Raw genomic sequence first — 23,571 nt, forward strand, 5'->3', positions numbered from 1 at the left:
GTCTCATCGCGCAACACCGGGCATTTGTATTTCCAGCGGCTCACCATCAGCCGCGGTCCGGAAGGGGTCCGGATCGGTAGAGCCCGCCCCCGAGGGGCCTGGGGCGGGCTTCTCAAACACAACAAAGACTTAGGCGTCGAGTGCATCTCGCGTGCCTGCCTGCGGCGCGCTGATTTGATTGCCCGGACGCGTCACGCAACGCGTTCATAGCCGGCACACGCTAAGGCTGATGTCTTCCTATAACGCTACGCTATAAGAAACGCGCGGAAGTCATTCACGTTGGTACCGGTCGGACCCGGCGCAAAGAGATCGCCCGCAAGGTTGAAGGCCGACCACGCATCATGACCCGCCAGGAACGCGCGCGCATCGCCGCCCGCACTTCTGATCCGCGCCACTGTTCCGCCGTCGCAGAACGCGCCGGCATTGTCTTCCGAACCGTCGATGCCGTCGGTATCCGCAGCCATCGCCACGACCCCCTCGAACCCCTGCAGATCGATCGCCGCAGAGAGAAGCAGTTCGGAGTTTCGCCCGCCCTTGCCGTACGTTCCGGCTCCGATACTCACGGTTGTTTCGCCGCCGGAAAGCAGCACGAGCGGCTTGGAAGCGGAAGGCCTTGCCCAAAACTCGCGAGCGAGGGCCGCATGCATCCGGCCGATATCCTTCGCCTCTCCTTCGATCGAATCCGAGAGAATCAAAGGTTGCACACCTAAGGACCTCGCCCGGTCAGCGGCCGCCTCCAGGGACACCCGCGCCGAGGCAATCACATGAACCTCATTGTTCGCGAAGGCGCTGTCGCCGGCGCGTGGCGCTCTGGCATTTCGAATACAATCGATGACGCGCGCCGAAAGATCTATCCGATAGTCCCGGATCACTCGCAGCGCCTCCTCCGCATCGCTGTTGTCCGGAACGGTCGGCCCTGACGCCACAAAAGCCGGATTGTCTCCGGGAACATCGGAAACAACAAGGCTGACGACCCTGGCAGGGTGGGCAAGCGCAGCAAGCCGTCCTCCCTTGATGCGGGAGAAATGCTTCCGCACCACGTTCATGCCTGAGATGGGAGCCCCGGAGGCCAGCAGCGCTTCGTTGAGGGCGCTTTCGTCGGCGAGGGTGAAGCCGGTCGGCGGTGCTGGCAGAAGCGCCGAGCCGCCGCCGGATATCAGCGCGATGACCAGATCGTCGGCGGTCAGCCCATGCACGTGGTTTATCAGAGCTTCTGCCGCAACAAGCCCCGCCCTATCTGGAACGGGATGGGCCGCCTGAAGAATTTTGGTCGATTGGCATTCGGCGATCGGCCCATGCCTGGCCACGACGAGGCCTTCAAATGGATGAGACCAGGCCCGCTCGAATGCGGCCGCCATTTGGCTCGCTGCCTTGCCTGCCCCGACGACGATCGTCCTGCCTTTCGGAGGATCCGGCAGATGACGAACCAACGCCTCGTAGGGGTCCGCGGCCTTGACCGCCTCATGAAACAGGGTTTGCAAAAACGCACGTGGATCGGAAATCAAACCCTACTCCCATTTTCAAAGTTCGCCGTCCGAACGCCCGGTCTAGCGTACTGTCGCCCTCGCCCTCGGCCGCGTCTCGTTGCGCTCATGAGCAAAAATCGCTGCAGGCAACGGCGGCAGTCCACGGATAAGGTCGGAGCCTCGTTCGCCAACCATGATGGTCGGTGCGTTGGTGTTACACGATGGGACCCGCGGCATGACCGACGAATCGCATACCCGAAGCCCCTCGAGACCATGGACCTTCAGATCGATACCGACAACAGCTTCCGGTCCCGTTCCCATCTTGCAGGTGCCGACCGGATGATGATCGGTCTTCGCGTTCGCACAGCCATAGTCGAAGAGCTGCTCGTCGGTCATGACCTTCGGTCCAGGCAGCCGCTCGGCCAGAACATACGGCTTGAGCGCCGCCTGCTGCATGATCTCACGAGCGATCTTCAATCCTTCCAGTGACATGACCCTGTCGTGCGGGTCGGACCAGTAGTTCGGATCGATCAGAGGCGCAGCACCCGGATCCGCGGAGGAAAGCCTCACGGTTCCACGCGAACGCGGATGCAGATAGGCCGAGTTCAGGGTCACCCCGGCATTTTTCAAGCGCTCGACCCCGGCTTCGATGCCAGAGCCCAGACCAAGGTGGAACTGGATATCCGGCGACCGCGCATCCGGGTCGGCATACCAGAAGCCGCCGGTCTCAAAGAGCGAGGAGGCGACCGGGCCAGTTCGGAACAGCACGTACTGAACGCCCGCCCAGATCGTTCGGTGAAGTTTCGCAACCCCGTCATAGGTGTGGTCGCCCGTGCACTCGGCAATGACGAATAGATCAAGGTGGTCCTGAAGGTTGCCACCGACGCCCGGCAGATCGTGGCGGACCTTGACCCCGACCGACTTGAGGTGGTCGGCCGGACCTATCCCCGATTGAAGGAGCAACTTGGGCGACCCGATCGCACCGGACGACACAAGGACCTCGCGTTCGGCACGAACGATCTCGGAGCCGCGCTCCGTCGCGATCTCGACACCGACGGCACGATGCCCCTCAAGGACGATGCGCGCAACCCTTGCGCCTGTCCGGACTACCAGGTTCTTTCGGGCCTTTATCGGGGATAGATAGGCCAGAGATGCCGACGACCGGCGACGGTCGCGCTGCGTCAGCTGATAGAAACCGACACCGGCCTGCTGCCGGCCGTTGAAGTCGTGATTGTAGGGAATCCCAAGTTCCTGCCCGGCCCGGATATAGGCGTCGCAGATCGGCAACGGGGAGGCAGGCATCGAAACACCGAGCGGGCCGCCGTAGGAGTGGTAATCATCGGCGAAGCGCTGATTGTCTTCGGCGCGCTTGAAGTAGGGCAAGATGGAGCGGTAGTCCCAGCCCTCACATCCGTCCTCACTGGCCCAGAGGTCGTAGTCTGCCGCATTGCCCCGCGTATAAAGCTGGGCATTGATCGATGAGCCGCCACCGATAACCTTCGCCTGTGTATAGCGAAGCACCCGGCCCTTCATGTGTTTCTGCGGCACAGTTTCCCAGCCCCAGCTCGCAACACCCTTCGTCATCTTCGCAAAGCCCGCGGGCATGTGGAACAACGGATTCCAATCACCCCCACCCGCCTCAAGCAGCAACACGTTGACGCTGGGATCTTCGCTGAGGCGATTGGCAAGCACGCATCCCGCAGGGCCGGCGCCGGTAATGATGTAGTCGAAACGCATATTTCTATCCCGTTACAAGCGAGGAATGGACAGGCCGCCATCGGCGTCGATCACGGTGCCGGTGGCAAAACCGAAGTCACCGGATGCCAGCGCCGCACAGATTTTTCCGAGGTCATCCGCCTCGCCCCATCGTTTCATCGGCACGAGGCCGCTGTCGATGAGGGCGTCGTACTTCGACGTCACGCCGGCCGTCATGTCGGTCCGGATGATCCCGGGGCGCACTTCGAAGACGGCAATTCCCGAGTCCGCGAGCCGCAGTGCCAGTCCCTGCGAGAAGGCGGCAAGACCGGCCTTGCTAATGCAATAGTCTAGTCGCTCCGGCGAGCTGGCTTCGGCTGAGACAGACGTGATGTTGATGATCGATCTCGGATGGGGAACAGCACCCGTCACGAGCATTGCCTTGACGACGGCTTGCGTGAAAAACACTGTGCCCTTGAGGTTCGTCGCCATGATCGTGTCGAAATTTTCCGGAAGCAGACTTAGGAAGTCGCCACGGACGACAGCAGCCATGCCCGCATTGTTGACGAGGCAATCGATACGGCCGAAGGTCGAAAGCACCGCGCGCACGGTCTCGTCATGCCTGGAAACATCCGAAACATCCGCCTGCAGGTAGATTGCCTCTACTCCGAAGCTGCAAAGCTCTTTCGTGACGTCCTGGCTTTCCTCCGCCGCGCCGACACCAGTGATCACGATGTTATAGCCGCTTTTGGCCAGCGCGCTCGCGATCCCAAGACCGATGCCGCGTCGTCCGCCGGTGACAATTGCGACTGGCCTTTCGACACCTTCCGTCATGCTCGCAGGTCCTTCGAAGCAATGTGGTCGGCGACCCGCAATGCCTGACTGGCGACCGTGAGGGCGGGGTTTACCGCAGCCGAGGTCGGCAGGAAGCTGGCATCCACCACAAAGAGGTTCTCGTGATCGTAGGAACGGCAATAAGGATCCAGCGGCGCGCTGGCAGGGTCATTGCCGATCCTGACGGTACCGCACTGGTGGGACGGCGTACGTTTGTCGAACGGCTTGGAAAGGACAATCGGGAAGCCAACCGACTTGAGGACCGCCTTCAGCTTCGAAACCAGTTCGAGATGCGCATCCCAATTTGTCCGTTTCCACTGCAGGACGATACGATCTCCGTCCACGCGTACGCGGCTTTCCGGGTGAGGTATATCCTCGCTCATCGCATAGAAATCGATGGCATGGCCGGTGATGTTCTGGAGTAACCATTCCGGTGCCCAGGACAGCGAGCCCTTCAGCACTTGAGCCGAGATTCTGCCCAGCAACTGAACGTTCCCGAGCGGCGGCCCGCCGTTGCCGTCCGATAGATAGAAATCGTTGAATCCGAACGTTTTCTGGTAGACCGACGTGTTGCGATAGGTTGGCGACACGGCGATTACCGCTGACGAATTGTGGTTCATGAAATTCCGCCCGACCTGATCGGAAGAATTCGCAAGCCCCTTCGGGTGGCGCGCGTCAGCCGAACGAAGCAACAGGACGGCAGATTGAACGGCGCCGGCCGATAGAATGACCAGCTTCGGCGTTGCCGCAAGATCTTCGCCATCCTTGCGGTAGTGGATTCGCTCAATATTGCCGTTTCCTCCCGCTTCGAGCCTCGTCACCTTGGCGTTTGTCTCGAGGCGGACGTTCGGAAACTCCAACGCCTTGAGCAGCGCGGCGGTCTCCGCATCCATCTTCCCATCGCGGGAATTCGGGTGCGCGTCCCAGGGCGTCCTGGCCTTGGCCATCCAGGCGTCGATATTCACGCCCAACGGCAACGAAAACGGGTGCAGCCCCTTCGCCTTCAGTCTTGCTCTGACATCGGCAACCGGCGGCTCGTCGGGCACTGGCGGATACTCATAACTGCTTGAATGGGCGGGCTCTGTGGGGTCGTCTCCGAGGTTGCCCCGAACCTCGTACATCCGTTCCGCGCGGCTGTACCACGGCTCCAGCACCTCATAAGGAAACGGCCAGGCGGGCGAGATACCTTCCCGGTGGCGGATCTCCTCGAAATCCTCCCGGCGATAGCGTGAAAGCACTGCGCCATAGAACTTCGAGTTGCCGCCGACATTGTAGTAGTTGCCGGGATTGAAGGCCGTGCCGTTCGCCTCGTACCACATCTCCTTCGGGCGAAAATGCCCGCGCTGGAAGATGGCCCGCTGGTCACGGTTCTCCGGCCGATCGGCAATGAAGTCGCCGGCCTCGAGGATGAGGATCTCGGCCCCGGTCGCCGCCAGTCCGGCGGCAACAGTGGACCCACCCACGCCCGAGCCTATGATGACGATATCAGGAGTGCTGTTCATCTCAAAAATCCAGACCGGACTACGCGATGCGCGTCTGGCTTTGCGGATCGAAGAACACGGCCTTGTCGAGATTGAACGCAAGGCGGGCATTCTGGCCGGCCTGAATGCGAGCGTCCGCACGCAGGCGCGCGACAACCTCTTTTCCACCGAGCTTGGTAACGGCGAACGTGTCCGATCCCGCCGGTTCAACCACTTCGATCAGGCAGTCGCTCTCGGCAAGAGCCTTGGCGTTGCGGTCGGCGCCATCCGGGTCGGTCAGCGCTTCCGGGCGGATGCCGAAGACAATCTCCCTGCCCGCATGGGCCTCGAGCGCGCCGTTGCCCGACGAAACCGGAAGCTTGATCGGCTCTCCATGAGGCCGAGCCAGCGAAACGGTCAATCCCGAGGCGGCCTTCTCGATCGTGCCCGACAGAAGGTTCATGGCGGGCGAACCCATGAAGTCGGCGACAAACATGTTTGCCGGGTTGTTGTAGATCTCCGCCGGCGTGCCGAACTGCTGCACCTCGCCGTCGCGCATGACGGCGATCTTGGTGGCGAGCGTCATCGCCTCGATCTGGTCATGGGTGACGTAGACGATCGTGGTTCCCGTCGCCTGGTGCAGCCGCTTGATCTCGATGCGCATGTCGACACGCAGCTTGGCGTCCAGGTTCGAAAGCGGTTCATCAAACAGGAACAGCTTGGGATCACGCACGAGAGCGCGCCCCATGGCGACGCGCTGCCGCTGGCCGCCGGACAACTGGCTCGGCTTGCGATTGAGCAGATGGCCGATCTGCAGCACCTTGGCGACCTTGTCGATGGCCTTGTTGCGCTCTTCGAGAGGTACGCCGCGCATCTCCATGCCGAAGGAGATGTTTCCGGCAACTGTCATGTTCGGATAAAGCGCATAGCTCTGGAACACCATGGCGATATCGCGCTTCGACGGATGCAGGTCGGCGATGCTCCGGCCATCGACGCGGATGTCACCCTCTGTGATCGATTCCAAACCGGCGATCGTGTTGAGCAAGGTCGACTTGCCGCAACCTGACGGACCGACCAGCACGAGGAAGCCACCTTTCTCCAGCTCTACGTTGATACCCTTGAGGATCTCCAACGAGCCGAAACGCTTCTTGAGACCGGAAATTTCGAGGAAAGCCATTGGATTATCCTTTAACCGCACCCGCCATCAGGCCACGCACAAAGTAGCGGCCGGCGAGAATGTAGACGAGGAGTGTGGGAAGCGCTGCGATCATCGCCGCCGCCATGTTGACGTTGTATTCGACGACACCGGTCGAGGTGTTGACGACGTTGTTCAACGCTACCGTCATTGGCATGGAATCGCCCGTTCCCGCATAGGCGGAAGCGAACAGGAAGTCGTTCCAGATATTGGTGAACTGGTAGATGACGGTGACGACGATGATCGGCAGCGAATTGGGCAACATGATGCGGCGGAAGATCTGGAAGAAGCTTGCGCCGTCCACCTGCGCCGCCTTCACCAACTCGGTCGGAAAGGCCTCATAGTAGTTGCGGAAGAACAACGTCGTGAAGCCAAGGCCGTAAATCACGTGAACGGTGACGAGATTTACGGTCGGATTGCCGAAGCCCAGCGACATGCCAATTTGGTCGCGCAACGTCGCGCCGAACCGACCGAGGCTTCCGAGAATGGTCGCCATCGGCAAGAGCACCGACTGGAAGGGAATGAAGCAGGCAAACAGCATCAATCCGAAGACCAGCGTGTGGCCCGGAAAGCGCCATTTCGTCAGCACATAGCCGTTCAGCGCCCCCATGATCGTGGAGATCGCCACCGCCGGAACGACCATCTTGATCGAATTCCAGAAGTAGCCCTTGATGCCGGCGCAGGTCAGACCGACGCAGGCCTCGCCCCAGGCCTTGAACCAGGGTTCGATGGTCGGCGCCTTCGGCAGCGCCAGCATGTTGCCACTCTGGATCTCGTCCATCGTCTTGAACGAGGTCACGAGCATGACGAACAGCGGCATCAGGTAGATGATCGCGAAGATGACCAGCAGACCGTAGATGAAGATCCGGCTGAACATTTTGGAGCGTGACGCGCTGGCCGCGCTTGGAAGAGTCGAGGTAACAGCGCTCATCGCGATTTCTCCCGCAGTTCCGAATAGAGGTAGGGAACGATGATTGCCGAGATCGTCATCAACATGATCACGGCGCTGGCTGAACCAACCGCCATCTCGTTCCGCTTGAAGGTGTATTCGTACATGAAGTTGGATGGCAGCCAGGCCGAGCCACCGGGGCCGCCTGAGGTCAGCGCCACGACAAGGTCATAGGACTTGATCGCCATGTGGGCGAGCACAATGAAGGCCGAGAGGAAGATCGGCCGCAGCAATGGAATGATGATGCGCCGATAGAGCTGTACGGTCGTTGCGCCGTCGATCTGTGCCGCCTTCATGATCTCGCTATCGATGCCGCGGAGGCCAGCGAGGAACATCGCCATGACGAAGCCGGAGGCCTGCCAAACACCAGCGATCACCACGGTATAGATCACGAAATCCTTGTTCTTGATCCAGTCGAAGTGGAAGCTCGTCCAGCCGAACTGATGAAGTGTCTGCTCCAGGCCGAGACCCGGATCGAGGAACCATTTCCAGGCGACGCCTGTCACGATGAAAGACAGCGCCATCGGATAGAGGAAGATGGGCCGCAATATGCCCTCGCCTCGAATTTTCTGATCCAGCAGGATCGCCAGAAACAAGCCCAGCGCCAGGCAGATGCCGATGTAAAGGAAGCCGAAAATGCCCATGTTGGTAATGGAAGTGTACCAGCTGGAGGGCGGATCACTTTCAAATGTCCATCGCCAGAGCCGTTGATAGGCGCGCGGCCCGGTCAGTGCGTAGGATGGGAAGGTCTTGGAATTGGTGAAGGACAGATAGACCGTCCAGATGATGAAGCCGTAGACGAAAACAAGCGTGATTGCGAAACTCGGCGCGAGCACGATCTTCGGCAGCGCGTCCTGCAGGCGCGCGCGGATTGAAATTGGCGTTCCACGATGCGACGTGAGAACGGTTTTATCTGTAGCGATGGTGCTCATGGGGTGTCATCTCCTCCGACGATGTCGTCCGTTGCGGAAATCTTCCCCGCCACGAAGGCGGGGAAGACCGCGGGAGGCCTTAATTACTTGGCGTCTTCAATTGCCTTGACGAGTTCTTCGACCGCCTGATCGGAGGTCTTGATCTGGCCATGCACGAACTTGGAGACGACGTCCTTATAGGCGTTGGCAACTGCCGGAGGAGCGCCGTAGCCCTGTGCCAGCGAGCCGAACAGCGTGCCACCTTCGTTGGCAGCCTTCAGGTCGGCGATACCTTTCTTGCCGCAAGCATCGAAGTCGGTATCCGGAACGTCGGTACGGGCCGGAACCGAGCCCTTCACGACGTTGAATGCAGACTGGAAGCTCTTGGAGAGCGTCGCCGTTGCAAGCGCGACCTGAGCCGCCTTGCGATCATCAGGAACGTTGAACATGCCGAACATGTCGGAGTTGTAGATCACGCTGCCGTCAGTGCCCGGGAAGCGGTAGCAGAGGAAGTCCGTGTTCGGGGTCTTCTTGGCTGCTACGAATTCGCCCTTTGCCCAGTCGCCCATGACCTGAACGAGTGCATCGCCCTTGATGACCATGGCGGTTGCGAGGTTCCAGTCACGTCCGGAGAAGTTCGGGTCGACGTACTGGACGATCTTCTGGAGATTGTCGAACGACTTCTTCATCGTGTCCGACTTCAGCGACTCCTCATCGAGGTCGTTCATGGCCTTCTTGTAGAACTCGGGACCGCCAGTCGACAGCACGATCGAGTCGAACATTGTGGCTTCCTGCCAGTTCTGGCCACCCAGTGCGAGCGGGGTGACACCGGCTGCCTTGGCTTTGTCGAGCAAAGCAATCAGGTCGTCGAATGTCTTCGGCTCGGTGCCGCCGATCTTTTCCATGACGGCCTTGTTGATCCACAGCCAATTGACCGAGTGAACGTTAACAGGGGCAGCAACCCACTTGCCGTCGTAGACGGAGAACTTCTGCAGCGCTGCCGGAACGGACTTGTCCCAGCCTTCCTTCTTTGCCGTCTCCGTAAGATCGCCCATGACGCCAGCCTGCGCATAGTCGAGAACGGTGTAGCCGAGCATCTGCGAAGCCGTTGGATAGGTGCCCGCAGCAACCATGGCCTTGAGCGCGGTCATCGCAGCATCACCACCACCGCCAGCGACCGGTACGTCTTTCCAGGCAAATCCTTCCTTGGACAGGTCTTCCTTGAGGACGTTGAGGGCCGCAGCTTCGCCGCCCGACGTCCACCAGTGCAGCATCTGCACTTCCTTCACGTCAGCAGCCTTGGCAGCACCAAGGCCGGCAACGGTCATCGTCACCAATGCAGTCGTCATCAAAAACTTGCGCATCGTTTTCCTCCCGGATTGCAAGTTTACAAAAGCGGAATATCCGCGTTCAAAAGCCTGTGCACACTCCCCGCACGAAGGCTTTGGCTACCACGGCGCGAACGCCGCGTAAGTTATTTAAAACGTTATAAACTTAACCAAGTCAAGTCACCCACGTTACCTTTCAACGTCAGCACAGCGGCATGTTACCGACTGTTTTTACTTCGTTTTTAGAAGCAACTACAGAACGATCCATACGGTGTCCGAAATTTAAAACGTTTCCAGTCCAGCATTGCATCGGCTTCGCCGCCGCGTTAGTGTCCCGCCATTCGAGCCCTTTGGAGGAATGCCGAGCGTGCCTCGCATCGCAATGCCGCCCACGACCAGAGCGACCCGCAGGAGCGGCAAGCCGACGCTGCGCACCATCGCCGATATGGCTGGCCTTGCCGTAACCACCGTGTCGCGCGCGTTGTCCGATGACCCGGTGATCAATCACGAAACACGCAAGCGCGTCCGCGAGATCGCAATTGAGGTCGGTTACTCCCCCGATCGCGCCGCCCAACGCCTGAAAACCGGCCGCACGAATGTCATCGCCATCCTGCTGGAACCGCACGAGGAAATCCTCGGCTACGGCACGTCCATCATGTCCGGCATCGCCAATGCCCTGCAAGGAACTGCCTATCACCTGATCGTCATGCCGAACCTGCCGCACACCACCAACATCGATGGTGTCAACTACATCATGCGCAACCACATGGCCGATGGCCTGGTGATGTCGCGCACCGAGCCCTTCGACCCGCGCGTGCGGTTGCTGATGGAGCACGATTTTCCGTTCGTCACCCATGGCCGCACCGAACTGTCGACCCCGCACGCCTACGTCGACTATGACAACTTCACCTTCTCCTACGAGGCAACCAAACGCCTGATCGCCAAGGGGCGCCGCAAACCGGCGCTGATCAGCGGACCGATGCAATTCAGCTTCGGCAGCCACATCCTGCACGGCTTCATGACGGCGGTGCGTGAAGCCGGCTGCGCCTATGAGGTCATCTCCGATATAGACCTCGACCATCCAGCCGGCGCGATTCGCGATCGCATCGCGCGACGTCATCGCGAACCCGATCCACCTGACGCCTTCACCTGCGGTGGCGAAGTGTGCGCACTTGCTACTATCACCGGCATGAGCGACTGCGGACGCACCCTTGGCGTCGAATACGACGTTGTCGCCAAGCAGACCTCGCAGCTCCTTTCCGCCATCCAGCCGAAGGTCGAGACCATCTATGAGGACCTGACGGCCACCGGCGAGCAGATCGGCCGCATCCTCAAGAAACGGATCGGCGGCGAGACGGACATGGATCAGTTGCAGGTCCTGCTGACACCGCAGCCGCCGCTCTCTGGAAACGGCTGACCGTAATCGTCCGCACCATCGACCAGCAGGTACGGGCATGAGGAAGCAAGAGGCATGCGAGTGCCAAAGCGCGAACGTCGTGCGATCTACGAGTGTCGGTCCAGCCATATTGCCCCTCCTTTCTCTCACTTGAGTTTGCCTCGGCGGCCTTAGCGTGGCATCCACCAGCCGGTGCGCCCGCCGATATGCATGTTGAGCGTTTTGGTCTCGGTGTAGTCCTCCACTGCGTGACGACCGAGTTCACGCCCGAGGCCGGATTGCTTGTAACCACCGAACGGCAGCTCGGACGCCCCGTCCATGAAGGTGTTCATCCAGATCGTTCCGGCTCTCACCTTGCGCCCGACGGTCAGGCAGGTATCGAAATCACGGCTCCAGACGCCTGCCGAAAGGCCGTAATCGATCGCGTTTGCAATCTCGATCGCCTCCGCTCTGGTTTCGAACGTCAGCACGGAGAGGACAGGCCCGAAAACCTCTTCACGGGCAACCGCCATGCCGGGCGTCACAGCTTCGAGAATGGTCGGCGCCATGTATTGCCCCATGCCGAGGTCAAGCTTCTCGCCACCATGCGCGACTTGCGCGCCGCTGCTGGTCGCGCCGGCAACATAGCCCGCGATCTTCTCCAAATGCTGCGGCGTTATGATAGCACCAACTTGCGTGGTTGGATCGAGCGGATCACCGACCTTGACATCCTTCGAGAGTTCAGCAACGCGCTTGACCACGGCGGAAGCGATGCTCTTGTGCAGGATCAACCGGGAACCAGCATTGCAGCATTCGCCGGCATTGAAATAGGCACCGAAGACTGCTGCGTCGATGAAGGCGTCCAGATCCGCATCGGGGAATACGATCTGCGGGTTCTTGCCGCCGAGTTCGAGCGAAACCTTCTTCAGCGTCTGCGCGGCGTTCGTCATGGTGAGTTTGCCGACACCGGTGGAACCGGTGAATGAAACCATGTCGACCTCCGGATGGGAGGTCAGGACCGCTCCGACCTCCGGTCCCGTACCGGTGACAATATTGACGACACCGTCAGGGACGCCGGCTTCCTGCAAGATTTCGCCAAGGACGAGGGTCGATCCCGAAGTGAGCTCCGACGGCTTGACGACCGTGGTGCATCCAGCGGCAAGCGCAAAGGGCAGCTTCTGGCCGACGATCAGGAACGGGAAATTCCAGGGCGTAATAATCGACACCACGCCGATCGCCTCGCGCAGGACGACCCCCAGCGTACCTTCTCCAAGCGTGTTGTAGCTTTCACCGTGCAGATCGCGGGCAAGGGCCGCTGCATATCGCCAGATATCGACAGAGCCGGCTATTTCGCCACGCACTTGCGAAATCGGCTTGCCTGCCTCGATCGCGTCTAGGAAAGCCAGTTCTTCCGCACGAGCGGCGATCAGGTCAGCGGCCTTGAGCAGAATCGCCGACCGTTCGGATGCGGTCATCCGCGGCCACGGACCGTGATCGAAGGCTTTGCGGGCAGCAAGGATCGCACGTTCGGCATCTGCCTTGCTGCCGGTCGGAAAGCGGCTCACAACGACGCCATGACTCGGAGCAACGCGCTCGATCGGTTGGGCGGATCCGACCTCCCACTTGCCGTCGACCAGCATCTTGAAGTCGCGGGTCTTGTGGTCGCTAAGCGCTCTTGGATTGACCAGAACCGTCATTACCATTCTCCCTTGAATTGTGCCGGGCGTTTCTCGCTGAAAGATGCGACGCCCTCTCTGAGATCAGCAGTTTTCGCGACGAGGATCGACCCGAGCGCTTCGACGGCGGTGCCGTTGTCCTCGCCATTGGCCGATGCGATCATCAGCTTCACGATCTCCAGCGCGGCCGGGCCCCTCGACGCGACCCGTTGCGCATATTCCTTCGCGGCCTCGACCGCGTTTCCACTCGACGTGACAGCATCGACGATGCCGAGCGCACGAGCGTCCTCGGCAGTGAAGATCTCGCCACCCAGTGCCATGCGCCGCACCACCTGAGCCCCGAAACGCTTCACAAGACGCTGCGTGCCGGACCAACCAGGCACCATGCCCAGAGCGGTTTCCGGTAGTCCGATCTTGATGTGCTCCTCGGCGATGCGAATGTCCGCGACACCGGCAAGCTCCAGCCCGCCACCGAGAGCGTGGCCGTTCAGGGCGGCAATCAGCGGCACCCTCAGTGTTGCAAGCCTTTCGAAAACGCGGTGACCATGGCGGACCCAGGCATGGCCGAACTCCTGCGGCCGCATTCCACCCCACGCCTTGATATCACCGCCAGCCGAGAAGCCCTTCCCCTCGCCCGTCAGGATCGCAGCGCGCACGTCGGCGTTCGTCTCGACTTCATCGGCCGCGTCAGCCAATGCCTTCAGCATGTCCAGATCAAGCGCGTTCAGCTTCTCCGGCCGCGATACCGTCATGATCGCGACGTGATCCTCGACCTGGACTCTGACCGTGCCGCTAGCCATTGAAGACACCCTCCAGGACACGGGCGCCCTTCTTCGGTAGAGACAGACCAATGTTCGCTTCGCCGAACAGCATCGCATCCATGGTCTTGAGGTCCTTTGCCACGATGAGCGGGAACTCGGACTGATCGAGGATGTGGGTCTGCAGGTCGATGCCAGGCGCGATTTCCGTCAGAACAACACCCTCCGGCGTCAGCTTCATCACGCACCGCTCGGTGACATAGGTGATGTCCTGCCCCTGCTCGATCGCCCGCTTGCCGGAGAAAGTGACATGCTCGACCTCGTTGACGAGCTTCTTCAGCTTGCCTTCCTTCTCAATGATCAAGTTGCCGTCAGCGATCGCAAGTTTCGCACCCGCATTGAACATGCCTGAAAATACGATCTTCTTCGCCCGCGCCGTGATATCGACGAAGCCGCCTGCCCCGGCCGTGACGTGCGGTCGGAACGAAAGTTTCGAAACGTTAACAGAGCCGTCCCTGCCGATTTCGAGGAAAGACAGGAGCGAAGCATCGAAGCCCGCACCCTGGAAGTACGTGAATTGGTATGGCGACGGCATATAGGCGTCCGCATTGGAAGCGCAGCCGAATGCGAAATCCAGCAGCGGAACGCCACCGACGGCGCCCTGTTCGATCACCCAGGTGACCGAGCCGTGCAGCCCTTCCTCAAGCAGGATGCGCGGCACGTTGGCGGAAATACCGAATCCGAGGTTGACGCAGCTACCGGCCTCAAGCTCCTGAGCCACGCGGCGGGCAATGACCTTCTGGATATTGAATTCCGGAACGCGGAACGTATCGAGCGGCCGGAAAATTTCGCCTGAGATGGCCGGATCGTAAAGCGTCTGCGTGGTTTGCTTCTGGTCAGGATCGACGATGACATAATCGACCAACATGCCAGGCACACGCACGTCATGCGGCTTCAGCGAACCTTCCTTGGTGATCCGCTTGACCTGGGCGATCACGATGCCGCCATTGTTGCGGGCAGCAAGAGCCTGATCCAGACCGCCGAGATAGGCGCCCTCGTGCTCATAGGTAAGATTGCCGCGCTCGTCGGCTGTCGTTGCACGAATGATAGTGACCTGCGGCACGATCGACGGGAAGAACAGCCAATCCTCTCCTTCGAAGACGACGCGCTTGACCACCGGCTCCTCGGCCCCAAGGTCGTTCATCGCGCAGCCCTGCCTTCTCGGATCGACAAAGGTGTCGATACCAACCTTCGTCAGCACGCCAGGACGCTTGGCAGCCGCTTCGCGATGAATATCGAACATGATGCCCGACGGGATGTTGTAGGCCGGAATCTCGTTGTTGGTGATCATCTGCCAGATCAGCGGCGGCTCCGCGCTGGATGGCCCCGATGGATAGGAACCACCGAGGATCTTTTTCAGCAGTCCCTTCTTGGCAATATAGTCGACACCCTTGATGCCGCTCATGTCACCGGCTGCGATCGGATGTAGCGTCGTGATATCCCGGGGGTGGCCAGTGCTGTCGAAACGCTCGCCAATCGCCTTCAACATCAGGTCAGGGCAGCCAAGGCCGCTCGATGACGACACGGATACGACGGTGCCGTCGGGGATCAGTGCGGCAGCTTCGGCCGGAGTGATGTGCTTGCTCATTGGGATTACTCAAAGTCCTGTTTCGATTTTTACGGCGGCAGCGCTTCTCGCCGCCTCGACAACCGCGAGGCCCGTTGCGAGCGACCAGATTCCATCCTCCGCCGTCGCCGAAGGACGGCCCTTGCCGGCTACCGCAGCATGGAAGGCCTTGAGCGCAGTTTCGTAGAGATTGCTCGCATTGGTCGGCAGTTGTTGCTCGCCATCGGCGTTCTTCAACGTCACCGTTCCAACCGGGCGCTGAGTCATGACGTTGCGGCCGACCAGCGAGCCTTCGGTACCATGCACCTCAAAGCCGGTTTCGGCATACTTGGTAGTGAAGGCATCATGAAACTGCGCGAGGATACCGTCCTCGAAACGCATCACGCCCATGACGCCGTCTTCGACACCGGGCTTACCCATCCCCGCCGCCTGAGAGAATGCAACGACCTCGACCGGATCACGCCCGAGAACGAACCGCAGCGTGTCGGTGTCGTGAACAGTGATGTCAAGAATGACGCCGGCGCCGGCTTCCGGCTTATCCAGCCGCCAGCCCTGCAAGTGGGCCGGCAGATAGACCGCATGAAAGACGCGCGCGGCCAGCGGCTTGCCGATTTTGCCGGCCGCAATCGCGTCTCTCATGGCAATGTGGGTGGAGGCGTTGCGGAGATGGTGGTTGGTGGCGAGCACAACACCGGCGTCCTTTGCCGCCTTCGCCATGGCATGCGCATCCTGCAGCGACATCGCCAACGGCTTTTCGCAAAGGACATGCTTGCCCGCACGTGCCGCCGCGATCGCCTGGTCGCAATGAAGCTCATTCGTCGTGGAGATGTAGACGGCATCGACCGCGGGATCGTTGACCAAGGCCGCGACGTCGGAAGCATGCTTCGGGATGCCGTTCTCCTTCGCATAGGATTGACCGCGCTCAGCATTCGAACTCATGACGGAGACGATATCGCCACCCGTCGCGCGGATCGCGCCAATCACCCACTCGCGTGCGATGGTGCTCGCGCCGATCAGGCCCCAGCGAATAGTCATGCCGTCTTCCTCCCTGCCTTCTTCTCGGCGGCGCCGCAGCTTTCGCGAACGACGAGCCGGACGGCGGTCGCCACACTTTCGGGTTCCGCCTTGCCTGCATTGATCTGTTTGAGCAGGAGCTGTGCCGCGCGCCGGCCCATCCCTTGCGGATCGACGGAAACTGTCGTCAAAGCAGGAACGGCCGTCTGCGCCTCGATGACGTCGTCGAAGCCGACGACAGCAAAGTCTCGACCGGGCTCCATGCGCCGCGCCCGCAGACCGTCACACACACCGAACGCAACGGCATCATTGAAACAGACCGCCGCCGTCGGCCGATCGCTCATTGCCATCGCGCGCCCGATTGCATCGACACCGCCTGCCCTCGAGGGGGCTGACGAGACCACCAGCTCCTCATGAAAGCCAAGTCCCGCCGCTTTCAGACCGTCGACATAGCCTGCCAGACGCTCCTCGAAGACCGCCGTATCCGGAAAGCCGCCAAGAAACGAAATTCGAGTGTGCCCCAAGGACGCCAGATGCTCGACGGCCGCCGACGTTCCTCCCTGATTATCGGAAACGATCGACGAGACCTTCGCTCCTGGCAAACTGCGGACAACGACAACCACCGGAATGCCGGCGGCGACAAGCGGCTTGAAATCGACAGATTCGGTGGCACGCGCCGGAGAGACGATAAGCCCAGAGATTCCGTGCTCTCTCATCGAGGCAATGACTTCCCGCTGGCGATCTATGCTCTCGCTTGTATTGGAAAGGAATTGCACAAAGCCGGCGGACTGCACGACCATGTCGACACCGACGGCAAGCTCAGCGAAGAAGCTGTTGGTCAGGTCGTTGACCACGACCCCGATGATCTTCGACTTCGCGCTGGCCTGACGAAGGTTCGCAGCCCCGCGGTTATAGACATAGCCCAGTTCACGCATGGCCGCATTCACCTTGGAACGCGTCCCTTCATTCACGAGCGAAGATCCCTGCAAGACCAGGGAAACCGTCGACTTCGAAACGCCGGCGGCCTTCGCTATGTCAATGACGGTGACCCGCCCCTTCGTCATGGTTTCCTCCTCGGCCTTCCCAGCTTGGGGCCTAAATAATTGGAACGTTCCAAATTTGTCAACCCTCCTATCCAAGAAATTGGATTGTCGAAAATTGGATAGCTACAAGACGATTATTTTTATTTTTCTGATAGTTAAAACATTACAGACGCGAGAAACCCGCGTTCTATCTCATAAAAAATGTCAACTTAAGAAAGCAGTTGCAATTTGGAACGATCCAAATTATTGCATCATCCACCATTGAGGAGGATCGCAATGAGCTTGTCTTTGAATCTGCCGAACCCCGACGGTTCCACCGAAGAGTACCGCCTTATCGGGACACCGATCGAGCGCCCTTCCACGCCACCCAAATTCAACCGGATTGCCTATGCCGCCGCCCACGTCGTCTCGGACCCGCAAAAGGACGTGGATCCGTGGGGGCGCCCGGCAATCGACTGGGACGCAACGATCGCTTTCCGTCGGCATCTGTGGAGCCTTGGCTTCAAGATCGCCGAAGCGATGGATACCTCCCAGCGTGGCATGGGCCTCAATTGGGCTGGCGCACAGGAGCTGATCCGGCGATCACTGGACGAATCTCGCAACATTGCAGGCGCGGATCTCGCCTGTGGCGCCGGCACCGATCATCTCGCGGCAGCCGACGCAAAATCGATTGACGACGTCATCCGGGCATATGAGACCCAGATCGAATTCGTTGAAAAGAACGGCGGCCGCGCCATCATGATGGCCAGCCGCGCCCTCGCCCGGGTCGCGTCCTCTGCCGACGACTACGCCAAGGTTTACGGCCGGATTCTCTCCCAGGCGAAAGACAAGGTCGTCCTACATTGGCTGGGCGAGATGTTCGACGCGAACTTAGCCGGCTACTGGGGAAGCTCTGAATTTGCCCCCGCGCTGGCCTGTGTTCTCAGGATCATCGATGAGAACAAAGACAAGATCGAAGGAATCAAGATCTCGCTGCTCGACAACGCCAAGGAGGTGCAGCTCCGCAATCAGCTTCCCGAAGGCGTACTCTGCTTTACTGGCGATGACTTCAACTATGCCGAACTGATTGAAGGAGATGGCGAGCGTTACAGCCACGCGCTCCTTGGCATCTTCGATGCCGTTGCACCTTCGGCGTCAAAGGCATTGGCATCGCTCGCAGCCGGCGATGCCGCTACGTTCCGCTCTGTTATCGAGCCGACCGTCCCGCTCTCGCGCAAGATCTTTGAGGCGCCGACACAATATTATAAGGCCGGCGTCGTCTTTTTGGCTTGGCTGAATGGCCACCAAAGCCATTTCAGCCTGCCGGCGGGGTTGCAGTCGGCGCGCGGCGTCAATCATTATGCCGAAATCTTCCGCCTCGCGGACAAGGCGAACGTCCTGGACAAGCCGGAACTTGCCACCGCCCGCATGAAGCATTTCATGGGCGTGTTCGGCATTGGGTGAGCCATCGCGAGAACCACGCCCGGGCGCGCACTCTAGCGCTCAAAATACGGGTCGCGTCGGGATTGCCTGCGCGACCTGTCGAAATCTCTTGTCCTAGTTCCCGCCACACGGCGGGTTCCGTTCGACCGCTCTATCTAGTAGCTACAAGGTCGGTCGTTATCGAATCCAAGTGCACAAGCCGAGTTCAGCGGAAGATTTCGATTCTGTTGACTGGCCGTCGAAGTACAGGCCGACGTGATTGTCGCAAGGCTGATCAGCGCTCCGACCACTACAAAAACGCGAAATCGGTACATCTACTCCTCCTCGTAGCACCGTAACCGCACTCCAATGCAACACACGACGACCGCCGGTCAATAGGTTCGAAGTAACCTCGCATTGCGCGGGAGTTCCAGGCACGCTCGTTCAGATCGAACCAGCACTCGTCTCCGTCACCAGGTTGCGGCAAGACCAGGCTCGTCGATCTCGACTATAGACGACCGAAGTCGATTTCACATTGGACCTTGGTCTCGCGAACGTTGTGGCGCTAGATGCGCTTCATGCGATGTCGGAACACACAAGAGTGGCGACCCCTGCAGGAATCGAACCTGCGACAACCTGCTTAGAAGGCAGGTGCTCTATCCAGCTGAGCTAAGGGGCCACGCGACCGGGCGCTGGGTCCGGTCATATCTGTTATCGCTGGACGCGGATCAATGCGTCCAGGGTTGCGTCCGCGTATAGCGGAAATTGTCGGGATAGGCCACGATCTGACGCTGCGGATCCTTTGGCGCAATCACCCGGTACTCGATACCGTTACGCTTGGCATAAGCCTCGGCGAGTTCCTGCGTTTCGAAGGTCAGCTTCAACTGCTGGCGCATATCCGAAGAGGACGTGTAGCCCATGATCGGATCGATGGTGCGCGGCGTCTCCTGATCGAACTCAAGAACCCAAATATGTGTCTTTGCCTTGCCGGACTGCATCGCTGTCTTGGCGGGACGGTAGATCTTGGCAGACATTGCTGCAGCGCCTCCGGTTAACGGGCTTTCGCACTCAAAACTTCGTATTCCCCATGTCCGGGGCCTCTCTTCATTCAAACGCTCGCACGAAGAGATGAATTTTGCTTAGCGGCGAATCCCTTTCTTTTCAAGAGAAAAGCCGTGGCGGCGGGAGCTGCATTCATGAGCCGTTTCCGACGCCCATCCACTACCCTTCCCCAATTCGCATGATGTCAACAGACGCACACCGCGCTGAACGAAAGAGCGCTCATCAAGCAGGGGATTAGGTGATTTTAGATATTGCGGGCTCGAGGCGAACCGTGTATTGCCCTCCCTCGTCGGCACGGAGTGTAGCGCAGTCTGGTAGCGCATCTGGTTTGGGACCAGAGGGTCGGGAGTTCGAATCTCTCCACTCCGACCACTTTTCTCGACAATTCATGATATGACTGGCTGCCTTAACCGGCATTGCCAACGCATTCATATATTGGCCCCCGCCAATCGGCGCGGCTGCGCAACGCCCCCTCCCGAATCGATTGCGTATAGGTCGATCTTGCGGTGTTTTGGAGTGGTGCGCTATTTCTTCTTGGTGGTCGTCGCGCTCATCACTTTGTCACCCGGCTTGATGCCGAGCTTTGCCGTCACGCCGGCATTAAGCTCGATCACGTACTTCACCTCCGTCATCGAATCGATGATGTCCTGCGAGTACGGCACGGCGTTCTGCTTGATGTTGCGGATCGTGCCCGTCGAATCGACGAACAGCATGTCGAGGGGCAGGATGGTGTTTTCCATCCACATCTGCACCCGTCGCGACACGCCGAAATCGAAAATCATTCCGGCGTCTTCGGCCATTTCCTTGCGGTACATCAGCCCGCGCTGGCGCTCTTCGTTCGTGTCGGCGATCTCGACGATGAAATTCAGCCGTTTGCCGGACGCCGTCTGGATGATCAGCGGCTCCTTGTCGAACGTCATCGGCTGTTGCGAAACGGCCGGCAGGGCGACGATGAAAAAAAGCGCCGCAAGGGCGCCTCTTATCCACTGCGAGCGGGACACACGCATCAATGTGCGCGGCTCACCGGGCTCGGCACATCCGGATGAATCTCGGCAGCCATTAACCCCTTGTCGCCATCGCCGTAACGCACGAGTACGACCTGACCCGGACGCAGTTCCGTGAGGCCGAACCGTCGCAATGTTTCCATGTGGACGAAAATATCCTCGGTCCCCTCGCCCCGCGTCAGAAAACCGAAACCCTTGGTGCGGTTGAACCACTTTACCAGCGCGCGCTCCAGCCCGCTCGTCGGTGTCACCTGCACATGCGTGCGAACCGGCGGCAGCATCGAGGGATGAACAGCCGTCGACTGGTCCATCGAAAGGATCTTGAACGCCTGATAGCCGCGTTCGCGGCGCTGAATCAGCGCAACGATCCGCGTGCCTTCGAGAATTGTCTGGTAACCGTCGCGACGAAGGCAGGTCACATGAAGGAGGACATCCTGCATGCCATTGTCGGGGACGATGAAACCGAAGCCCTTGGCTACGTCGAACCACTTGACGACGCCGGTGATTTCAATGAGGTCGACCGCTTCCCCCGCGAGTTGTTCGAGGTCGGTGAATTCCTTTGATGAAATCCTGTCAGCCATGTCGCCAGCCCCTCAATACGCGTCACACTGTTACGGTTAACTGATTCTTGAGATCAAGATTAACATGTTGGTAACGGATTAGCGCAAGTCCTACTTTTCGATTATTCCCAGTTGCCAATCATACCCCGCTGTCTTGCCCGAAACTGGTGTTCCGCCACATAAGATTCCATGACCCCGCAATAGAGAGGAAATAGAATGCGTTATCTCCACACCATGGTCCGCGTGAAAGATCTGGATGCCTCCCTGCATTTTTACACGACCCTCTTCGGCCTCGAGGAGGTCAGACGCACGGAGAACGAGAAAGGCCGTTTCACGCTCGTTTTCCTTGCGGCCCCCGGCGACAAAAGCGACGCCAGCGCCAAGGGCGCGCCATGCCTGGAACTGACCTACAACTGGGACACCGAAGACTATACCGGCGGTCGCAATTTCGGTCATCTCGCCTATGAGGTCGACGATATCTATGCCGTCTGCCAGAAGCTGATGGACAACGGAATCACCGTCAATCGTCCGCCGCGTGACGGCCACATGGCTTTCGTGCGCTCGCCGGACGGAATCTCGATCGAGATTCTGCAGAAGGGCGGCAGCCTTCCATCCGCCGAACCCTGGGCTTCGATGGGCAATACCGGCGCCTGGTAAGCCGAGGCTTTTGCGAGGCTTGCGGCTTTTGCGATTTCGGACCGACGTGTCCGCGCCGCGCTTGCCGCAGCCTGGTGGCGCAGGCACTCTCCAGCCGACTCGAGGCGAAACGACGCGATTTTGCGCAGCTTCGCCATCTCCTGGAGACTGCTCGCGTGCTCGCTGTTGAAAAGCGGATCCCTTTTGGACCTGCCCTTCTGATCGCCACATCGGCACTGATGCTGACCGGCTGCGTGTCGGACAAGAAGGTTGCCGATGCCGCAGCCGTGGTCACCCCCGTCGAACCGGCTGATGTAGCGCAGCAGGCGGCGGCGCCTGCCAAGCACGGCTATCGTGATCCCATGGTGGCCGGCATGTCAGGCCCCCAGCCTGCTCAAGCCGCGAATGCGCAGCCGGTGGCGGTCGGATCGACCGCTTCGGCTCCCGCCAATATTGGCGGCCTGGCAATGCAGTCGACTGGCATCAACGCACAGGCGATGAGCATTTTCTCGGTACACCCGGCGCCACAGAACAATCCGACCTCGACTCAGTTGCAGCCGTATGCGCCCGGCGGCGTCAGCCCGACCCGCTCCAGCGTCTACAGCAGCCAGCTCCCACCCGATCAATCCCAGCAACCCCAGCAGGGTCAGCCGCCCTTGCTGCCACAGCAATCCTCACAGAATACAAGCACGCAGATCACGCCGGTCCAGACTGCCTCATTGGCGACGGGCCAGACGATGAATGCGCTTTACAGCGCACCGCGGCAAAACCTGCTCGGCAGTCTTTCCGGGTTGCTGCAAAAGGCCTCGCTACCCGGCATGACGCGGATTGCGCCCAACGGTCTGCATCTTCAAAACGACAAGGTTGACGTCGGCTGCTTCAAGCCGAACCTGTTGAACGTCATCAAGGCCGTCGAAATGCATTTCGGCAAGCCAGTCGTCGTCACATCGGGCTACCGCGACCCGGACCATAACCGCATGGTCGGTGGTGCCGAGGAATCCATGCATAAGACTTGTGACGCTGCCGACATCCAGATCGACGGAGTGTCCAAATGGGACGTCGCCAGCTATATTCGCTCGCTGCCTGACCGCGGCGGCGTCGGCACCTATTGCCACACCGATTCCATCCATCTCGACACCGGAAAGAGCCGTGACTGGAACTGGGGTTGTGGCGGCAGAACGGCTCCTGCGGCAACCGCGCGCGCCCTTTAGCGCTTGCGCTGCATCATTCATAACGCTGCGTGAGCATGCCCGATGGTTTGCGAACATCGACCGATAGCGTTTTGATTCGGTTGCAATAAACGACAGTTCGCTGCCGCACAAAAATCCTGTCATTATTTTGCAAAAAATCGAAATTGCCGCTTGCGGGATTCAAAGTGCCTGACTATAAGGGCGCCACCACGAAGGAAGCGCCCTTCGTCTATCGGTTAGGACACCAGATTTTCATTCTGGGAAGAGGGGTTCGACTCCCCTAGGGCGTGCCATTCGTATTGATTTCATTAAATTTTTGAGTTTTCTTCGGCATGATTGTCGCGTATTCGCAACCTTCTGCGGAATGTCGCGGTCTTGCGCTATGCC

Annotated in this window: 20 protein-coding genes and 3 tRNA genes; 6 read left to right on the forward strand and 17 right to left on the reverse strand. The window is 59.8% G+C overall.

Features of this window, described 5'->3' with window-relative positions:
* Positions 1-245 precede the first annotated feature (245 nt).
* From RGCCGE502_RS11730 to RGCCGE502_RS11765, 8 genes are all read right to left on the reverse strand, one after another.
* The gene (locus RGCCGE502_RS11730; RefSeq protein ID WP_016554379.1) at positions 246-1,505 is read right to left on the reverse strand and encodes a glycerate kinase type-2 family protein; all 1,260 of its coding nucleotides are present in this window, start codon (positions 1,503-1,505) and stop codon (positions 246-248) included.
* A gap of 42 nt (positions 1,506-1,547) precedes the next feature.
* A complete protein-coding gene (locus tag RGCCGE502_RS11735; protein WP_016554380.1) occupies positions 1,548-3,203 on the reverse strand; it encodes a GMC family oxidoreductase in 1,656 nt (551 codons plus the stop codon).
* Positions 3,204-3,215: 12 nt separating this feature from the next.
* Positions 3,216-3,995, reverse strand: a complete 780-nt coding sequence (locus RGCCGE502_RS11740; protein ID WP_016554381.1) for a 3-ketoacyl-ACP reductase — start codon at positions 3,993-3,995, stop codon at positions 3,216-3,218.
* Positions 3,992-5,497 (reverse strand): GMC oxidoreductase, encoded by a 1,506-nt coding sequence (locus RGCCGE502_RS11745; protein ID WP_016554382.1) that lies wholly within the window; start codon positions 5,495-5,497, stop codon positions 3,992-3,994. The genes RGCCGE502_RS11740 and RGCCGE502_RS11745 overlap by 4 nt, the downstream gene beginning before the upstream one ends.
* A gap of 19 nt (positions 5,498-5,516) precedes the next feature.
* On the reverse strand, positions 5,517-6,632 hold the full coding sequence (locus tag RGCCGE502_RS11750) for an ABC transporter ATP-binding protein (RefSeq protein WP_016554383.1): 1,116 nt from the start codon (positions 6,630-6,632) through the stop codon (positions 5,517-5,519).
* Between the two features lie 4 nt (positions 6,633-6,636).
* A complete protein-coding gene (locus tag RGCCGE502_RS11755; RefSeq protein WP_016554384.1) occupies positions 6,637-7,581 on the reverse strand; it encodes a carbohydrate ABC transporter permease in 945 nt (314 codons plus the stop codon).
* Complete coding sequence (locus RGCCGE502_RS11760; RefSeq protein WP_016554385.1) at positions 7,578-8,531, reverse strand: carbohydrate ABC transporter permease; 954 nt, start codon at positions 8,529-8,531, stop codon at positions 7,578-7,580. The genes RGCCGE502_RS11755 and RGCCGE502_RS11760 overlap by 4 nt, the downstream gene beginning before the upstream one ends.
* A gap of 83 nt (positions 8,532-8,614) precedes the next feature.
* Positions 8,615-9,874, reverse strand: coding sequence for an ABC transporter substrate-binding protein (locus RGCCGE502_RS11765; RefSeq protein ID WP_016554386.1), 1,260 nt, complete (start codon positions 9,872-9,874; stop codon positions 8,615-8,617).
* Positions 9,875-10,196: 322 nt separating this feature from the next.
* On the opposite strand from RGCCGE502_RS11765, the gene RGCCGE502_RS11770 reads away from it, so the two are divergent.
* Positions 10,197-11,255, forward strand: coding sequence for a LacI family transcriptional regulator (locus RGCCGE502_RS11770; RefSeq protein ID WP_016554387.1), 1,059 nt, complete (start codon positions 10,197-10,199; stop codon positions 11,253-11,255).
* 149 nt (positions 11,256-11,404) lie between these two features.
* On the opposite strand, the gene RGCCGE502_RS11775 is transcribed toward RGCCGE502_RS11770, so the two are convergent.
* From RGCCGE502_RS11775 to RGCCGE502_RS11795, 5 genes are read right to left on the reverse strand one after another with little or no spacing between them, the layout of a single operon-like run.
* On the reverse strand, positions 11,405-12,916 hold the full coding sequence (locus RGCCGE502_RS11775) for an aldehyde dehydrogenase family protein (RefSeq protein ID WP_016554388.1): 1,512 nt from the start codon (positions 12,914-12,916) through the stop codon (positions 11,405-11,407).
* Positions 12,910-13,689, reverse strand: coding sequence for an enoyl-CoA hydratase/isomerase family protein (locus tag RGCCGE502_RS11780; RefSeq protein ID WP_016554389.1), 780 nt, complete (start codon positions 13,687-13,689; stop codon positions 12,910-12,912). Before RGCCGE502_RS11780 ends, RGCCGE502_RS11775 begins: the two co-directional genes overlap by 7 nt.
* Positions 13,682-15,295 carry an acyl CoA:acetate/3-ketoacid CoA transferase gene (locus RGCCGE502_RS11785; RefSeq protein WP_016554390.1) on the reverse strand — a complete coding sequence of 538 codons (1,614 nt, stop codon included), beginning with the start codon at positions 15,293-15,295 and terminating at the stop codon, positions 13,682-13,684. Before RGCCGE502_RS11785 ends, RGCCGE502_RS11780 begins: the two co-directional genes overlap by 8 nt.
* A 9-nt stretch (positions 15,296-15,304) precedes the next feature.
* The gene (locus RGCCGE502_RS11790) at positions 15,305-16,309 is read right to left on the reverse strand and encodes a Gfo/Idh/MocA family protein (protein WP_016554391.1); all 1,005 of its coding nucleotides are present in this window, start codon (positions 16,307-16,309) and stop codon (positions 15,305-15,307) included.
* Complete coding sequence (locus RGCCGE502_RS11795; RefSeq protein ID WP_016554392.1) at positions 16,306-17,352, reverse strand: LacI family DNA-binding transcriptional regulator; 1,047 nt, start codon at positions 17,350-17,352, stop codon at positions 16,306-16,308. Before RGCCGE502_RS11795 ends, RGCCGE502_RS11790 begins: the two co-directional genes overlap by 4 nt.
* Positions 17,353-17,607: 255 nt before the next feature.
* Between RGCCGE502_RS11795 and RGCCGE502_RS11800 the strand changes: the two genes are divergently transcribed.
* Positions 17,608-18,774 carry a dihydrodipicolinate synthase family protein gene (locus tag RGCCGE502_RS11800; RefSeq protein WP_016554393.1) on the forward strand — a complete coding sequence of 389 codons (1,167 nt, stop codon included), beginning with the start codon at positions 17,608-17,610 and terminating at the stop codon, positions 18,772-18,774.
* 560 nt (positions 18,775-19,334) lie between these two features.
* Here the strand turns inward: RGCCGE502_RS11800 and RGCCGE502_RS11805 are convergent.
* Positions 19,335-19,411, reverse strand: a tRNA-Arg gene (locus RGCCGE502_RS11805).
* 49 nt (positions 19,412-19,460) lie between these two features.
* Positions 19,461-19,766 (reverse strand): ETC complex I subunit, encoded by a 306-nt coding sequence (locus tag RGCCGE502_RS11810; RefSeq protein ID WP_016554394.1) that lies wholly within the window; start codon positions 19,764-19,766, stop codon positions 19,461-19,463.
* Positions 19,767-20,089: 323 nt separating this feature from the next.
* Between RGCCGE502_RS11810 and RGCCGE502_RS11815 the strand changes: the two genes are divergently transcribed.
* Positions 20,090-20,166, forward strand: a tRNA-Pro gene (locus RGCCGE502_RS11815).
* 152 nt (positions 20,167-20,318) lie between these two features.
* Here RGCCGE502_RS11815 and RGCCGE502_RS11820 read toward each other — a convergent pair.
* Together RGCCGE502_RS11820 and RGCCGE502_RS11825 are read right to left on the reverse strand one after the other, a co-directional pair.
* Positions 20,319-20,801, reverse strand: a complete 483-nt coding sequence (locus RGCCGE502_RS11820) for a DUF192 domain-containing protein (protein WP_016554395.1) — start codon at positions 20,799-20,801, stop codon at positions 20,319-20,321.
* Positions 20,801-21,379: a cold-shock protein gene (locus RGCCGE502_RS11825; RefSeq protein WP_016554396.1), complete on the reverse strand. Its 579-nt coding sequence runs from the start codon at positions 21,377-21,379 to the stop codon at positions 20,801-20,803. The genes RGCCGE502_RS11820 and RGCCGE502_RS11825 overlap by 1 nt, the downstream gene beginning before the upstream one ends.
* Positions 21,380-21,574: 195 nt before the next feature.
* Between RGCCGE502_RS11825 and gloA the strand changes: the two genes are divergently transcribed.
* The 3 genes from gloA to RGCCGE502_RS11840 all read left to right on the forward strand — a co-directional run bounded on the left by gloA (position 21,575) and on the right by RGCCGE502_RS11840 (position 23,477).
* Entirely contained in the window at positions 21,575-22,015 is a 441-nt protein-coding gene (gene gloA, locus RGCCGE502_RS11830; RefSeq protein ID WP_016554397.1) for a lactoylglutathione lyase, read from the forward strand.
* A gap of 155 nt (positions 22,016-22,170) precedes the next feature.
* Complete coding sequence (locus RGCCGE502_RS11835) at positions 22,171-23,205, forward strand: D-Ala-D-Ala carboxypeptidase family metallohydrolase (protein ID WP_040674451.1); 1,035 nt, start codon at positions 22,171-22,173, stop codon at positions 23,203-23,205.
* A gap of 197 nt (positions 23,206-23,402) precedes the next feature.
* Positions 23,403-23,477: transfer RNA gene (locus RGCCGE502_RS11840), tRNA-Glu, on the forward strand.
* Positions 23,478-23,571 lie beyond the last annotated feature (94 nt).

Source organism: Rhizobium grahamii CCGE 502 (assembly GCF_000298315.2).
Taxonomy (GTDB): domain Bacteria; phylum Pseudomonadota; class Alphaproteobacteria; order Rhizobiales; family Rhizobiaceae; genus Rhizobium; species Rhizobium grahamii.

Bases quoted from the DNA above. Each gene is read 5' to 3' on its own strand.
- RGCCGE502_RS11765 (WP_016554386.1), bottom strand. From the start codon at position 9,874: ATGCGCAAGTTTTTGATGACGACTGCATTGGTGACGATGACCGTTGCC.
- RGCCGE502_RS11735 (WP_016554380.1), bottom strand. From the start codon at position 3,203: ATGCGTTTCGACTACATCATTACCGGCGCCGGCCCTGCGGGATGCGTG.
- RGCCGE502_RS11825 (WP_016554396.1), bottom strand. From the start codon at position 21,379: ATGGCTGACAGGATTTCATCAAAGGAATTCACCGACCTCGAACAACTC.
- RGCCGE502_RS11740 (WP_016554381.1), bottom strand. From the start codon at position 3,995: ATGACGGAAGGTGTCGAAAGGCCAGTCGCAATTGTCACCGGCGGACGA.
- gloA (WP_016554397.1), top strand. From the start codon at position 21,575: ATGCGTTATCTCCACACCATGGTCCGCGTGAAAGATCTGGATGCCTCC.
- RGCCGE502_RS11755 (WP_016554384.1), bottom strand. From the start codon at position 7,581: ATGAGCGCTGTTACCTCGACTCTTCCAAGCGCGGCCAGCGCGTCACGC.
- RGCCGE502_RS11795 (WP_016554392.1), bottom strand. From the start codon at position 17,352: ATGACGAAGGGGCGGGTCACCGTCATTGACATAGCGAAGGCCGCCGGC.
- RGCCGE502_RS11810 (WP_016554394.1), bottom strand. From the start codon at position 19,766: ATGTCTGCCAAGATCTACCGTCCCGCCAAGACAGCGATGCAGTCCGGC.
- RGCCGE502_RS11820 (WP_016554395.1), bottom strand. From the start codon at position 20,801: ATGCGTGTGTCCCGCTCGCAGTGGATAAGAGGCGCCCTTGCGGCGCTT.
- RGCCGE502_RS11790 (WP_016554391.1), bottom strand. From the start codon at position 16,309: ATGACTATTCGCTGGGGCCTGATCGGCGCGAGCACCATCGCACGCGAG.
- RGCCGE502_RS11745 (WP_016554382.1), bottom strand. From the start codon at position 5,497: ATGAACAGCACTCCTGATATCGTCATCATAGGCTCGGGCGTGGGTGGG.
- RGCCGE502_RS11800 (WP_016554393.1), top strand. From the start codon at position 17,608: ATGAGCTTGTCTTTGAATCTGCCGAACCCCGACGGTTCCACCGAAGAG.
- RGCCGE502_RS11750 (WP_016554383.1), bottom strand. From the start codon at position 6,632: ATGGCTTTCCTCGAAATTTCCGGTCTCAAGAAGCGTTTCGGCTCGTTG.
- RGCCGE502_RS11785 (WP_016554390.1), bottom strand. From the start codon at position 15,295: ATGAGCAAGCACATCACTCCGGCCGAAGCTGCCGCACTGATCCCCGAC.
- RGCCGE502_RS11770 (WP_016554387.1), top strand. From the start codon at position 10,197: ATGCCGAGCGTGCCTCGCATCGCAATGCCGCCCACGACCAGAGCGACC.
- RGCCGE502_RS11760 (WP_016554385.1), bottom strand. From the start codon at position 8,531: ATGAGCACCATCGCTACAGATAAAACCGTTCTCACGTCGCATCGTGGA.
- RGCCGE502_RS11780 (WP_016554389.1), bottom strand. From the start codon at position 13,689: ATGGCTAGCGGCACGGTCAGAGTCCAGGTCGAGGATCACGTCGCGATC.
- RGCCGE502_RS11775 (WP_016554388.1), bottom strand. From the start codon at position 12,916: ATGGTAATGACGGTTCTGGTCAATCCAAGAGCGCTTAGCGACCACAAG.